At 39.8% G+C, this 15,228-nt stretch carries 10 protein-coding genes and 3 tRNA genes; 5 read left to right on the top strand and 8 right to left on the bottom strand.

Annotated elements, in window-relative coordinates:
* The first annotated feature begins 176 nt into the window (after positions 1 to 176).
* Complete coding sequence (locus CXF88_RS12885; RefSeq protein WP_101087242.1) at positions 177 to 452, top strand: hypothetical protein; 276 nt, start codon at positions 177 to 179, stop codon at positions 450 to 452.
* Between the two features lie 93 nt (positions 453 to 545).
* Complete coding sequence (locus CXF88_RS12880; protein ID WP_101087241.1) at positions 546 to 1,763, top strand: hypothetical protein; 1,218 nt, start codon at positions 546 to 548, stop codon at positions 1,761 to 1,763.
* Positions 1,764 to 2,168: 405 nt separating this feature from the next.
* On the opposite strand, the gene CXF88_RS12875 is transcribed toward CXF88_RS12880, so the two are convergent.
* Positions 2,169 to 2,543 carry a hypothetical protein gene (locus tag CXF88_RS12875; protein ID WP_101087240.1) on the bottom strand — a complete coding sequence of 125 codons (375 nt, stop codon included), beginning with the start codon at positions 2,541 to 2,543 and terminating at the stop codon, positions 2,169 to 2,171.
* A 376-nt stretch (positions 2,544 to 2,919) separates the two neighbouring features.
* On the opposite strand from CXF88_RS12875, the gene CXF88_RS12870 reads away from it, so the two are divergent.
* From CXF88_RS12870 to CXF88_RS12860, 3 genes are all read left to right on the top strand, one after another.
* A tRNA-Pro gene (locus tag CXF88_RS12870) sits at positions 2,920 to 2,996 on the top strand.
* Positions 2,997 to 3,069: 73 nt separating this feature from the next.
* A tRNA-Pro gene (locus tag CXF88_RS12865) sits at positions 3,070 to 3,146 on the top strand.
* Between the two features lie 73 nt (positions 3,147 to 3,219).
* Positions 3,220 to 3,296: transfer RNA gene (locus CXF88_RS12860), tRNA-Pro, on the top strand.
* A gap of 629 nt (positions 3,297 to 3,925) precedes the next feature.
* On the opposite strand, the gene CXF88_RS12855 is transcribed toward CXF88_RS12860, so the two are convergent.
* From CXF88_RS12855 to CXF88_RS22190, 7 genes are all read right to left on the bottom strand, one after another.
* Positions 3,926 to 5,848: an EAL domain-containing protein gene (locus CXF88_RS12855; protein WP_101087239.1), complete on the bottom strand. Its 1,923-nt coding sequence runs from the start codon at positions 5,846 to 5,848 to the stop codon at positions 3,926 to 3,928.
* A 7-nt stretch (positions 5,849 to 5,855) separates the two neighbouring features.
* A complete protein-coding gene (locus tag CXF88_RS12850; RefSeq protein WP_101087238.1) occupies positions 5,856 to 6,506 on the bottom strand; it encodes a transglutaminase-like cysteine peptidase in 651 nt (216 codons plus the stop codon).
* Positions 6,507 to 6,592: 86 nt separating this feature from the next.
* Entirely contained in the window at positions 6,593 to 7,198 is a 606-nt protein-coding gene (locus CXF88_RS12845; RefSeq protein ID WP_101087237.1) for an OmpA family protein, read from the bottom strand.
* Positions 7,198 to 8,607, bottom strand: a complete 1,410-nt coding sequence (locus CXF88_RS12840; RefSeq protein WP_101087236.1) for a TolC family outer membrane protein — start codon at positions 8,605 to 8,607, stop codon at positions 7,198 to 7,200. The genes CXF88_RS12845 and CXF88_RS12840 overlap by 1 nt, the downstream gene beginning before the upstream one ends.
* 21 nt (positions 8,608 to 8,628) lie before the next feature.
* Positions 8,629 to 10,011: an HlyD family type I secretion periplasmic adaptor subunit gene (locus CXF88_RS12835; protein ID WP_101087235.1), complete on the bottom strand. Its 1,383-nt coding sequence runs from the start codon at positions 10,009 to 10,011 to the stop codon at positions 8,629 to 8,631.
* Entirely contained in the window at positions 10,008 to 12,185 is a 2,178-nt protein-coding gene (locus tag CXF88_RS12830; RefSeq protein ID WP_101087234.1) for a type I secretion system permease/ATPase, read from the bottom strand. The genes CXF88_RS12835 and CXF88_RS12830 overlap by 4 nt, the downstream gene beginning before the upstream one ends.
* 83 nt (positions 12,186 to 12,268) lie before the next feature.
* Positions 12,269 to 15,228, bottom strand: a 2,960-nt coding sequence (locus CXF88_RS22190) for a type I secretion C-terminal target domain-containing protein (RefSeq protein ID WP_157822797.1), incomplete at its 5' end; no start/stop codon positions are given.

Below are 15,228 nucleotides of genomic sequence, written 5' to 3'. Positions count from 1 at the left end.
AGACAATTAGCCGAAAGGTTGTACAAAATTCCACTACCGTAAAAAAGTAAATTCCTATAGGCATAAACTATACCGATTAATTTGGATGTGGCATCGGCCAAGTCCAACAAGCGATTTATGCCTTGCAAACAGCGCAACGCATAAATACTAAAACGTTATATGATTAGGAGGGAGTTATGAGCCATAAACAGAATGTTGAAAAGCTGTTTCACGAATTGGCTTTAGAGGTGCATTTATTTATAGCGTCCTCAGAGTCTGATTTTCCTGAGCGTTGGGTCCCAGCTACCTATATCAAAGATCAGCTTGGGTTAGCAAAGAACGCGTACCCGCTCGGAAATGTAACTGATAACAAAACTGGCTGGTTGTTCTCAACAATTGCCCGTCATTTACAAGAGAAGGGCATGGTCGAATACAAAAAGGTTAGCTCTAGGGCTTTTTACAAATGCAAGTAGCGAAGTCATAGCATAACAAGGCGCATCACTCGCCGCATGTTGCTGCTCGGCTCGACGCCTGTGTGCTTTGCGTTAGACTTTTAGAGAGATAGTATGAATGGCAGTAAATTAATATACATAAATGATTGCTACGAAGATGGTGATTCTTTTGTGGTTCGTTATGAAGATGTAACTAAAGAAGTGGTAGATAATATTCTCGAGGTTCAGAATATTGAAGAACTTGAAGCCCGGATACCATTGAGTCGAATGAACACAAGTCCGAAAGTGTATGTAGATAGGTTTATGCTCTTCGAAGAAGAGTTCGACATTATTCGGAATGGCTTCCTAAATGCTGAGAAAGGTGGCAACGATCCTCGCGCTCGATCATTGAGGAGTTCTCTTCAGTACCTTAATCAAAAAAACAGGGCAAACTTGCTTGAATTATCTGAAGAAAACAACGTAAATACTGGTTCAGGAAAAGATTGGTATGTGTGTGTATTCAACGTCGGAAATGGTGAGAGTAACCTTTTAGTCGCTCCCGATGGAAAACTATATCTTTTTGACGGAGGGTGTTTAAATCAAGATGTTTGTTCAAAGATAAATAAAGTAATAAACTATTTTGTGCAACAGAATATAAATGTCTCCAAAGAAATTAGCGGCTTTTTCATATCTCATTGTGATGGAGACCATTTTAGAGGTGTAATTGAGGCAATTGGTAATGTAAATACAACTGAAGATTGCTTCTTGTACTATAACTATCTATCTTCATTTTCTAAACCGTCTTGGGTTAATGGACTAGCTAGGATCGCTAATCTGGCATGTGGTGGTAAAATATCAAAATATGTTCTAATCCCTGAAAAAAGTAACTTAAGGGGCATGTCTGGTTTAATTCCTTCATTACACATTACTTGGATGTGGCCTTATAATGATAACCGAACTCAGTGTGTGACAAATAATATAAGTAGCAATGACTCTAGTCATTGTTTATATATTTCAGATGCAGATGGTAAGTTCTCAATTAACTTCTTTGGCGATGCAGAAAATGTTGCAGGAAGCAAAATTGATTTTGATTTAACTAAGTTAGATAATGAGTTTGTATTTAAGCCATCACATCATGGTAGAAATTCGGGAAATATTAACATTGGTGGTTGTCCCTCTACAGATATGCATAATCATTTTTCCCAATGTTCAAAAGTGAAATTTTTCGTATCATCAACTATGAAGAATATGCATTTGTCGCCAATCGCCGGTAGAAATTTACTCACGGAATCAGCTCAAACGGCTGTGATTTTTAAGTTCTCAGGCTCTGGTTTGTCGAAAACTGCACTATAAAATTCTAAATAAGGGTAGGTTGCGCGAACCCGTGTCCTTATCCCAAGTGTTGAACAAGCACGAACATCCTTAGAGTGACTCTTTATTACGTAAATAACGGCTCGAGAAAAACGCGTTGTTTGATGAAACAACGTATAAAAGTAAGGCTGAATCCCTAAAAGATAAAATTTGAGCATGAATTATCTTCTTAAGTACAGGAGTCTTTTTTAAAGAATCACCTTTGTACGAATGACCGATAGCTTGTATCTATCTGTATCAATACATACAGTAAAATAAAAAAAAACGATTATAATAGTGCATAAACTCGATGGTCAACCGTTCTACTTAGTTTAACTGTTAAGTTGCCAGAAAAAAAAAAGATTTAATTAACTGGCAACTTTACTAAGCTTCAAGATGAGCAATTTACTAATTTTTTATTGCTTCCCCATAACAAGCTATAGAATTATTACAATTAGTGCCAAAATGAACCCCGTCGGTTTGGCATGCAACATTTATCAAACCATTTCCACCAAGCTTATATGTAGCATACCTCATTTCGGTTATAGCACCTTCTCTTGAAATGTTCCCCCCCTGAGTAAGAGAAATCTGGTCGCTTTGACAATATCTAGCTTCGACACTTCCAAGAGTTTTATAATTACCTAAGCCATCATTTGATTCTATAAATTTGACTTGGCTAATCGCATTCCTCACAGCAGGATCTTTCAAGTTAGTAGTGCTTGAACATCCCGATAGAATCAATAAACCTACCGTTAGAGCCGATATCACCTTGACATATAGCATTGTACTTCCCTTTTAAATTATGTAGATACAATAAAGAGACTAACTTATCCTCCTTAAAAGTGAAATATAAATATATCTAATCAGTGAGCTAAACATAATGTAGTGGTCACGTTATATTATGGCCACCTAAATCGAGGTGGTATTATTATCTTACAGTGGATCTTTACTCCCTCTATCCACTATGGATTGCACATTAGTTGCAGATGTATATCTAACTGTAATCAAGCGGAGTTAAGCCAAGTAACATCATAATAATGCCAGTCTCAGTCCAGTAAAGCCCTGTCTATAGTAACCCTCGGATTGTGATTCCGGTTGTCGTGGGTTCGAGCCCCATCAGTCACCCCATTCAATTTGTCGTTTTATATAGTTTTATTTTCGGTGATTAGCGCAGCCCGGTAGCGCATCTCGTTTGGGACGAGAGGGTCAGAGGTTCGAATCCTCTATCACCGACCACATTCCCGCTTTCTTATAGCGAATTTAGCCTCAAAGTTAAATAAATATCAGACTTGTTTTCAAGTAAAAATCTCGGTGATTAGCGCAGCCCGGTAGCGCATCTCGTTTGGGACGAGAGGGTCAGAGGTTCGAATCCTCTATCACCGACCACATTCCCGCTTTCTCATAGCGAATTTAGCCTCAAAGTTAAATAAATATCAGACTTGTTTTCAAGTAAAAATCTCGGTGATTAGCGCAGCCCGGTAGCGCATCTCGTTTGGGACGAGAGGGTCAGAGGTTCGAATCCTCTATCACCGACCAATTTAACAAAAAGGCTACTCAAATGAGTGGCCTTTTTGTTTTTCTTGATTGGTCATTACATTCTTACTATTGCCTTATTAAGTGAACAATGCCAATCGCATTATCTATCTGCATCCTCTATCCACATTATTGATTCACACTATCTATTTGCATTAACGGCGTTAATAGGAACTACATGCTATGTTTAATGACGTTTGTATGTTTTTTGGTAACCATACGTTATAGCCCTTCTGTTATAGCTGGAGGATTGATACCGTTTATTACTGCTGCGACTATAGGTATAAATAACCTGATGTGTACGGCATCGATGTGCCATGATTGAAGTGGGAGGAGACCATCACATCAGGTTAAATAGGCTTTACGCTGATATTCAGGTTGTCAGAGTCGTGCCATGGTATGGCTAAATCTTATCGAGCAAGCTTGGTCATAAATTAATTGCAGTTGACTGGTATCGTTCTTAAATATGAACGAGTTCACCAGAACAGCTGTATAGCGCTAGCAATGTGTTATAGCTGTTGGGTTAACCCACTAATACCCTAGTGAGTTTATCGTCTGTAAGTAGCTCTACAGGGATAAAAAAACCACTCAGAGGAGTGGTTAGTATTAGTAGATCAACTCTTTGATATCACTTAGAGCTTCACATTGACCGGCGGTACAATAAAGCCTTGATAAGCATCGACTCTGAGTTCAGTAAATCGTGTTAATTGGTTTGCTTCTTGGATGCCTGTGACAATCACTTGAATATCTAACCCTTTAGCGACATTCACTAAAGCACGACATAATTCGCTGTTGTGTTGATTCTCTTCAATATAGGCAAATGATTGGTCTAGTTTGACATAATTTGGACGTAGACTTTGTAAGTAAGCCATTGAACCGAATTGGCGACCAAAATGATCGATACCAAACTGAGCTCCTGAATCTCGAATGACTTTACAGAGATTTTCACAAGATTCTAAATCGCTATATACACTTGCTTCTGGGATTTCAAAGCAAATCCGTTCGGTGTATTTATTGGATCGTAGGAATTGTTTTAGCCAAAGATGAAAATCAGCATCGCTTATACTTTGATAAGTAAGATTGATGGCGACGCGTTCATAATTGCGTTCGAGTAAACGATGTTCATTGACTGTTTCTATTAAACAACGATCGAACATTGTGCCTAATGAGAGTAATTCTATATAGGGAACAAACTGACCAGCATGGAGGATGGTGTCGCCTATTTGCAGTTGGCAATATAGTTCGCGCTGACAAATTTCATCTTTGGCACATAGCTGAATCGACTGCCAACGGAATTGGAATTTTTTGTTCTTTATGGCATGACTTAAATTATTGCGCCACTCTTCACGGGTAAACAGCTGCTTTTGAGTGTTCTCAAACCAATGGAACACTTTGTCGTCTTTAATGGACTGTTGGAGTGCGTTATCTGCTTGAGCCAACATGTCTGATACTGTCATTTGTCCTAGACGTTCAGCAACACCAATATAAAACTGTTCATTTGGTTTACAGCCAGCTTTAGATATTTCTTTATTAACAGTACGTATTAGGCTTTGCAAATACTTAGCCAGCTGGTCATGTTCACAGTCCTCAACAAGGAAGGCAAATTCATATGCTGCAATGCGGGCTATAACAGAAGAAGAAATTTGATCTTGGTGGTGTTGTAGTTTCTCAGCCAGAATGCGAATGGTCTCATCGCGAACTTGGAAACCGTATTTGCTATGTACTTCTTCTAGCCAATCCATTTTGACTAAGTAAAGTGCTCCGGTACTGGGTTCGCTTAACCAACCATTAACTCTACTGACCATATATTGTCTATTTGGCAGCCCTGAGACTTGATCGATAAGATTTTTCTTTCTTAATGCTGAGACTTCTTCGTCAAGAGAATTAAATACTTGCTTTAATTGGGCTGACATACTGTTAAATGCATTGACGAGCTCTTTTAACTCCCTTGTTTTTGGCGTTGGCATATCTGGGCCAAATTGCTGTGCTGCTATTTGTTTAGCGTGTAAAGAAAGGGTGTTTAAGGGTTTTAAAATCCAGCTTAATCCCACTCGCGCAAATATAATGGCGATGAGAAATAAGATTGAAAATAGAATAATAATGTCGGAAATAATCCGCCATAACTCCTGATAGCCAAATCCTGGGTGAGCTGTAATTTCTAGTGTGGCAAGTTGTAACCAACCAGAGGTAATCGTGGTTTGTTTTTTAATGGTTTTAAACAGGTTAAGATCGATAAACCATTGAGGGATATTATCGACTTTAACAGAGTTGTTCCACACTTGTTGCTTACCATCAACCAACCACGTTAGTTTGATTTGTTGATAATAGCCGCCCTCAAAAATGACATTGACTAATGTTTCAGCTCCGGCATCATCACCGGCTTCTAAAACAGGGGTCAGCATTAATCCTAATGAATTACTGGCATTGTTGAGATCAGATTCCATTTGTTTGGATAAGAATCCTTGGGTTTCTGAAAATTGTACATAGGCTACGCTTGCAATTGTTAACAAGAACAGCCCGAAAAGTAACGCATAGATCTGCCTGAACAGGGTCATGTTGTCACTACTCCATGTTGAGTTTGGGTTGGCGTAAGCGTTCTACACCTAATCTAAGTTTAAGGTCAGTCCATTTTTCAAGGCGTGATGATGAGCCAGCTAACACACCTCGACCTTTTTCTTTGTTTAGCCATAATTGTTTACCGTTAAAACTGTAAACCGGCAGGAGATCTTTTCGTTTCGTTGCCAATTTTATGGTTTTATCCAAATTGTCGAGCACTAACGGAATCGAATTAGGCTTTTCATAGTATGCTAACACCATATGATATTGATTCAGCGATGTCGCTTTTACCATGGTGATTCGGAGTTTATCTTCAGGAATACCCAGTTGAAGAAGCGTGAAATACTTTGCGATTGAGAAGTCTTCGCAATCCCCTCCGTTAGCCCCGATAAACTCCATTGGCGATGCCCAATAATTGGATTCACCCCATAGCGTTTGATCATCAATGAATCGAAATAAATTAAAAAATTGATTCACTTTTTCTAATTTATCAATATCAGCAAGTTGTTGTGAATCACTGACGATTTTGAACCAAGCATTTGCTCGTAATCCTGCGCGATCGCCATAACGTTTCGACAATGCTGAAACGGTTTGCTGCTGATTCAATTCTTGAGTTGGTGCAGCATATAAACATGAAACTAAAAGGGCCGATGCCATAATAAAAAAATGACAGACCCTTTTATGCAACGCTGTAGTTACTTTGCTGTCTTCACGACTCAAAGAATCAATGCCTTGTATGTCCGTTAGTCATTTTGCTCATCGACAGTGTAAATATTCCATCTCATTTCTGGAATGGTGTCATCGGCTGTGACTTCAGCTATCACACGACGATTACGCTCTTCTGCTTCTGGCGTGCCACTGTTATCAATTGGGTTATCAAAACTATACCCTGTAGCGTTAAGACGGCTTGGATCGATACCAAAGGTGTTTTCTAACACTTCGATAACCGCTTTTGCACGTTTTTGAGATAACGCTAAATTAAGTTCATAGCTTCCACGTTTACTGGTATGGCCTTCTATTTTTACCTTAGTGGTAGGGTAGGTTTTCATGATATTAGCGACGCGTTCAATTTGGTTATAATACTGCTGTTCGATAACCACTGAATTATTACTAAATAGTATTTTTAAGTCTTGGCGTTCATTGATATCTTTGATGCTACCACAACCATAGTTGTCGACAGCAGCACCAATGATGGTGCCAGCACAACGTTCTCGGGCCATTATCACACCATCACGATCACTGTCGGCAAGATCAAAATTTTGTGGTGTAGAAGCATTAGACTCGACAATATCGTTGATCGAACAACCTGTTGTTGTAATCAATGCGAGTAAAATTATCAAATATTTCATTATTTAACACCTCCCTCATATTCACGCTCACCACGCCATTCTCCCGGGCGTGTTACTCGAAGTGAGTCAAGTAGATCGCCTGTCGCATTCAATACTCGGTAACGAGCAGCAATTTCGTCATACTCGGTTTGCAAGTAATCCTTACGAGCTTCAAATAGTTCATTTTCGGTATCGAGTAAATCGAGCAGAGTTCGTTGGCCCAAGTTAAATTGTTGCACATAAGCCACTTGAGTCTGTTTTGACGCCACAACATGTTCACGGATGAACTGTTTTTGTGGGGCTAACATTTCATAAGCATTCCAAGCTAACGAAACACCCTCAACAACTTGGCGATAAGCGCGTTGTTGGATTTCTTTTGCTTCGTTGACTTTATAGGCTGTTTCTCTGTCTTTTGAGACGTCTTTACCACCGGAGAAAAGGTTATATTTAACCCGAACCATAGCAACTAAATCATTGTTATAGCCGTTAACATTTTGACTGCTAATTGCGCTGTAGCCATCTTCGCCATCAGTATCATTATTCCAGTTACCATTAAGTTCTAGGCTTAATTGTGGGAAATAGCTGGCTTTGGCTGAGCTACGTTCTTTTTTAGCGGCGTTAATATCGCTTTCCGCTGATTTTAATACTGGGTGTTTTGATTTTGCTGCCATAAGCCCTTTATCTAAGCTTTTTGGTAGCATATCGGCATCAGGCACTGGCAGAATTAGGTCATCGGGTTTTGCTTCAACAATTCTGATATAGGCTGCACGAGCATCTTCTAAATTGTTTTTAGCCGAAATTACATTGGCGTTTGCACGGGCAAGACGACCGGTGATTTGCGATAAATCTGCTATCGATCCTAAACCTGAATCTGTGCGTTGTTTTATTTGATCGTAAATCTCTTTATGACTCGCGAGATTTTTCTCCGAGAGTAATAGTACTTGCTCGCTACGGATGTAGTTCAAATAGACCTTTGCAACATCCAATGCCATATCTTCAGCAGCAGCAAATAATGCCCACTGATCCGCGCTAGCTTCATACGAATAACGATCGACTTCGCTACTGGTATAGAAACCATCAAACAGCATTTGTTTGATACTAAAACCGGCTTCGCCACGTTCTAAATCAATCATACCGTCATTATCAACATCACCTTGGCCTACTTTACGACGAGTTGAAGGGCTATCGGTTTGCTCCCAGCCATAGCCCGCAGAAAGATCTACGGTTGGCATATAGCCTGCTACGGCTTGATTAACTTGCTCTTCACGCGCTTTAAAACGATTAAAAGCAATGCGTAAATCTGGGTTTGTGTCTAGCGTATGTGCAACAGCTTGCTCAAGAGTCTGGCTTGAGGCTGTTGGCGCTATCAACATTGATAAAGCAAGAGCAACAGCACTTAGCTTTATTTGTTGATTTATAATAGTTGTCATAAAAAACCCTCCCGGTTCTTCTTAGCGCTCTCTAAGGGCGGTATCTTTCGCTCTTAAAATTGGATTTAAAATGTACTCAAGTATGGATTTTTTTCCCGTGATGACATCTACTGAAGTGAGCATCCCTGGAATTATTGGCATCTCTGTGCCATCGTCTTTCATTAAACTGGACTCTTGTGTTCGCACTTTTACAATATAGAAACTATTGCCTTCTTCATCCTGTGACGTATCGGCGCTAATGTGTTCAACGGTTCCTTTTAGCCCGCCATAACGAGTAAAGTCATATGCGGTGACTTTTACGATAGCGGGTAATCCCGGATGTAAAAAAGCAATATCTTTAGGAGTGATTTTGGTTTCTATCAGCAGTTTATCTTCTGATGGAACAATTTCCATAATCTCTTCACCTGGCTGTACAACGCCACCTAAGGTATTAAAGTTAATTTTTTTAATGGTGCCTATAACAGGCGAAGCTATGACGGCTTTACTGACCTTATCAAATGCGCCTTTTTGTGCCTGATTCATACGTGATAATTTGGTTTGCATTTCATTGAGCTGTGCACGTAAATCAGTGGCATAAACAAATACAGCTTCTCGGCGCTTTAAGATTGCTTCATCCATAGACGCTTTCACTTTTGGACGTAAAAGCCTAACCGATTGTAATTCACCTTGAATATCATTCACTGTGCGCTCAAGTTTGAGCAGCTCAACTTCCGGAACAATGCCTTTCCGAGCAAGTGGTCGAGTCAATTCAAGCTCGCGAGATACTAATTGATAACTCGTCGTAAGGGTACTAATTCTAGAGGCCAACTCTTCTATTTCTTGCTGACGTTGTTGGATCTGACGTACAAGAATTTCTAATTGGTTGCTTAAATTATCCAACCGAATTGAATATTCTTCTTGTTGACGCCTAACCAGTTCTGGCTCTTCGTCAATAATGGTCTGCGGAAATACCAAATTTTGCTTGGTTATTTTGACCTGTTGGCGCCAGTCTGAAGACATATCTGAAATAATAATACTGTCTAATTCGGTGCGCATGCGAATAATATTAGTTTGTAATCCGAACACTTCTTGTTCTTGTTGGTCAAAATCGGAGCGGAATCGGGTGTCATCAATCCGGGCTAAAGGTTGTCCTTTAGTGACCATACTCCCTTCTTGGACATAGATTTCCTGCAAAATTCCGCCATCTAGACTTTGGATAATTTGAATCTGTGACGACGGAATAACTTTACCCGTTCCTGATGTCACCTGATCTAATTCTGAGAAGTAAGCCCAAATAAAAAAACACACCATCATTGCGGACAGTGACCATATGATAAGACGATGTCCTGACGGGGCGTCAGTCATCATGGCACCATAAACGTCATCAACCATTTCTAAGTCGGCTACGGTAAGATGCTTACTCATGAGTTTTGGGCTCCAGCAATTGTCCCTGCATTAAGTTTCGCAAGGACTTCATCTTTAGGACCATCAGCCACTACATGTCCACGTTCTAACACAATAATGCGATCGACTAGATTTAATAAATGCATTTTATGGGTAATGAGTAATAATGTTCTGTCGCGACTAACCAATTGCATTGAGCGAATAAACTGTTTTTCTGCTCTAGCATCCAGGCTTGCTGTTGGTTCATCCATTAATAATATCGAGGGATCATTCAATGTTGCTCTGGCTAAAGCGACGGTTTGTCGTTGGCCACGACTGAGTGACAAGCCTCCTTCACCAACTTGTTGATCTAATCCTTCAGACTCTAAGTTAGTAAACATACTGACACCAGAAAGCTGGATAGCTCTTATTAATTGATGTTCAGTCACTTGCCTAGAACCGAATAAAATATTGTCGCGAATAGTCCCATGAAACAAGGTGACGTCTTGAGGTAAATAGCCAAAGTTACGTCTTAGGTCGCTAGGGTGAATCTGTCCTGCATCTAATCCATCATAGCGCAGGCTGCCTTGAGTTGGTTTGTACAATCCGAGTAGTAATTTGGCTAGGGTGCTTTTACCTGAGCCGTTACGACCGATAATGGCGATGCGCTCACCAGGATTAATCTGTATTGATAAAGGGTGTAGGCTTGGTTTTTCGGAGCCAGGGAAGCTAAAACTGATATTATCCGCTTCAATTTTTCCCATAAATCGTTCTTTACTGGCTAGGTTTCCTTTGTCTTCAAACTCATCTTCTTGTTCCATTATTGCGTCTAATTGGCGCAGTGAACTGATGGTATGATTACCTCGGGTAATTAACCCTGCTAATTGAGCCATCGGAGATATAGCTCTGCTAGATAGCATGACCGCGGCAATGATCCCACCCATGGAAATTTCGTTTTCTGCTAGTCGATACACACCTAATATCACGACTAATACCACGGTTAATTGCACCATAAAATTAGCTATATGGCTGACATAATTAGACAGTTTTTTGGTTTTGAGCTGCCAATTGGCTGTATGGCCAATCATTTGTTGCCAGCTTTTTTGTACTAACCCTTCTGCACCATTGGCTTTAATTGACTCTAACGCGGTTAAACTTTCAATTAAATGGCCATGCTTTAAACTGGCAAAGCGGTTACTTTCTTCAATTGCTTGCTTCAGTTTAGGTTGTAGATAAAAGGTGACTGCGATAATGATCAAGCTGCCAATAACCGGAATAATAGCTAAATCGCCAGCAACAATATAAATGATGATCACGAACAGTAATGCAAACGGTAGATCAACCAACGCAGTAATCGTTGCAGAGGTCAAAAACTCCCGAATACTGTCAAACTCACCTAATTGTCTTGCCATTCCTCCTACGCTTGGTGAACGCTTAGATAGTGGAATACCAATGGCTTTTGCAAATAGTTTTGAAGAAACAATAATGTCGACTTTTTTACCCGCTATATCAATTAAATAGCTGCGTAATTGGCGCATTATAAAGTCGAATATATAAGCAATACTTGCCCCAATGGCTAAAACCCATAGTGATTCAAATGCGAGATTGGGTACCACTTTGTCATAGACATTCATAATAAATAGTGGTGAAACCAAGGCAAAAAGGTTGACCAATACTGAGGCTATTAGAGCATCTCGGTAAATAGGAGCAGAGTCTTTAATACTTTGCAGTAGCCAATGTGTTTTGCTGTCATGCAGGTGAACATCAAAACTTTTGTCACCACGGTAATCTTGTTTAACTAAAAATAAGTAACCTACATATAAGGTTTCTAAACCTTCAATCGTCAGAGTATCTTCGCCGCCCGTTTCAGGTAATTGTATAACGGCTTTGTCTTGCTCTAGATCGATCTCTCTTAGAATACAGGCCTTTTTATCTTTCAATAATAAGATACAAGGTAATAATATTTCAGAGATTTGATTCAAATCTTTACGTGATAATTTAGCTGATAGCCCAGCCCTTGCCGCGGCTTGAGGAATTAAATCGGGCGTAATGACTGCACCAGACAAAGGAAGACCTGCCGCAAGGGAATCTATTGAGCAAGGGCTTCCAAAATGTTCAGTTAATAAAACCAAACAATCGAGTAACGGATCGACCGTTACCCGCTGGGAAGCAGAGATCGTCCACTGCTCACTTTTGTTAGACGCAGTTATAGGCACCTAATCATTGTCCTTAATGTGTATTGTTAGAATAATCAAATATGCGCCACATAATACTATGTGACGCAGTCAATTTGTTGTTATTAAGGAATAATATTTCCATTATGTTGATCAAATAGATCAGCATGACTGGTTCCTGGCGATGGAGCAGGGTTGACGGTTGCAGTATCTACAATGAGTGCACCATCATTAAGTAAACCATTAATGATCACTCCGTCTGTGGTGCTACCGTATTCTTGCGACAGGTCTACACCATCCAGAACAATAACTTGGTCAATACTACCATTATGGTCGGCATCGATAGAAATTGTCGTGCTGCCATTACTGAACGAGAAATCTAAGTAGTTATCTAAATCGCCGTTCTGTTCATTCTGCAATAAATCACTGATATGAAGGGAGTCATTATTGACTTCGAAGTCTTTAATCGTATCGGTACCAGTATCGCCCTTAGACCATACAAAGGTATCGTTACCCAAGCCACCAATCAGAGTGTCATTACCTAGGCCGCCAATAAGAACGTCATTACCTTCACCACCATAGATAACATCGTTGCCACCTTGGCCAAACAGAATATCGTCACCAATACCGCCATCAAGAATGTCGTTACCATCATTTTGGTTGTTGATATTAAACTCATTTACATGGTCACGAATGTAATCATGCACTGCTCTTACATCAACATCACCAACGTTTTGGCCCGTTTTATCTGCAACATAGGTTTGTAAAGCGACATACCCTTGCTCTGATGAACCGCTAAATCGAACTAAGTCACCAAAGATAATGTCGTCACCTTGATTACCAATTGTATTATCATCACCTTGAGATTGTAATGTCTCAGATCCTGTGATGATGCTTGATAAATCAGATACATCAATCGACGCACGAACATTGCCGTCTGTATCGTATAGCTTCAAGTTGGCTTCATTAACCGTAGTGCTACCGTTAGCGCTTGCTAAGCTGATTGCTTCAACTTCCGAAACTGCAGCGAGTAAGTTAAATGCATGTAGCGCCTGTGCGGTTGTATTTGTTCCATTGTCTGTAAAGCTTTTAACACTATTATCAGTGTTAAAGCTTAATTGGCCAATTTTAGCGCCTGTGTATGGTGAATACACTGCACCGCTAGCATTGACAACGACTTGACCATCTATGCTGATGACTTGGCCTTTAGAATAGTTATTAGAGGTCAACAAACTACTTAAGGTTTGATAGCTACTGGTCGTAACATCATAACTCATTAATACTGTTGAAGTATTAGTATCAATTGTTTGCGCATTTGGTGAACCATCAGTAATGAAGTAAGAAATATTATTTCCAACATTATTTAACACTGTGCTGCTAGTAAACCAATTTATTGCAGACTCAAAACCAGCTTCATAGTTAGTAGAACCACTCGCGCTCATTTTTGCTAATTCAGTAAGCAGTGTTTGGACCGCATTTGAGTCGTCCATATTTACTGAAACAGAGTAATTTGAGCCTGATGCAAAGTTAGTCAGTAACACATTTACAATACCGCTATGAGAGCTTGTTGCGCTATTTGCTAGAGACTCAAATACCGCTTCCAATTGCGTTTTAGCTTCAGCAATAACACCGGACATACTGCCTGAAGTATCAAAAATAAAGGCTATATTGTAATTTTCTCCAGCAACAATCTGTAAACCTTGTTGATCACTGACAATAATATCGTTATTTACGGTTCCTTTAATCACATCATTGCCAGGATTACCAGTGTACTTCTCATAAACAGTGCCTGAATCAGACTCTCCAACAATGTTAATCGTCACTGTCGCTGTGTCGGTCGCGCCATATTGATCTGTTACTGTATAAGTAAAGGTATCCGTTGCAAGTTGCCCAGCAGTCAGTGCTTCAAATGAATCGTTTGTGTCATAAGAATAAGTACCATCACTGTGAATAGTTAGCAGTGCGCCGCTTGGTAATATAACTACCTGACCATCTGTAACTATTGAACCATTTACACCTGTTAGAGCAAATGTATGCCCTTGGGCATCTATAGCAAAGTAATTAGGGTCATTAGAGTCATTGTTAAGTAGACCTTGATTTGCGTTAGAAATGGTCAATACACCATCTTCCGACACTAAGTAGGTTCCCATAATAGCAGGACCAGATGCGGCAACATTTGTCAGGAAATAATCAGATGAGTCAGTTAATGCTGCACCACCATTTGCTTCACTAATGGTTTTAGTTGCTTCAAATACCAGTTGGTCGAAGACAATATTACCGGTATCAATACTGAAAGTACCTGCGTCACCTGAAGTCGTCTTAAACGTTTCACTTGCAACTAATTGACCATTGTAATAAGCCTTCCAAACACCTTGTTCACCATTATTTTCATTAGAGAACATGTTTGAAACACTAAATGTCGCCTTATTAACTAAACCATTAAAGTCAATCACAATTGATTCAGATGTCGCGGTAGCTGAATCATATTCGATTTGTCCGGCAATTTGGTCTGAAGTTCGTGGTGAGCCTGCGACACCGAGTTTGTTAGTACCAGATTCAATGTTAACTACACCCATTGAGCCATCAGCTGTACGAGCTGATATTTTCATTAAGCTCTGGCCGTTTGATTGAGGAATTGTCCAAGCGTTAGTTGCACCTGAAGTCACACTAAATGATGTACCAGGAAGGTCATCATTAGCATCAACATTGTTAAGATCAAAAGTAACAATTGCGGTATCAGTTAAACTGCCATCACTTGTTTTAACCGTTAAATTAATTTGGCTGCCATTGTCGTAGTCAATTTTAGTTGTGTCATTAACTGAAATTACGCCAGTTTGAGCATTAATGATAAATGCACCATCTTCACTTATTAGACTATTTGATCCATTAGCAAGCACAAAAGAATAAGACAACGTGTCACCGTCTATATCAGTATCATTTCCGGTATTCGCTTCGTTAACGTTATATACATTAGTGCCATTTGCAATGGAGTCATTGATAGTGGAGGTGTAATCGTCAATGACTGGGGCCTCATTGACATCGAGCTCAGTGAGGGTGACGTTAATGTTGGTGGTGTTGACGCCAT

The sequence above is a fragment of the Shewanella sp. ALD9 genome, from assembly GCF_002836315.1.
Classification (GTDB): domain Bacteria; phylum Pseudomonadota; class Gammaproteobacteria; order Enterobacterales; family Shewanellaceae; genus Shewanella.
Note: the sequence above shows the minus strand (reverse complement) of the source record. Positions and strands in the feature narration are given on the sequence as shown.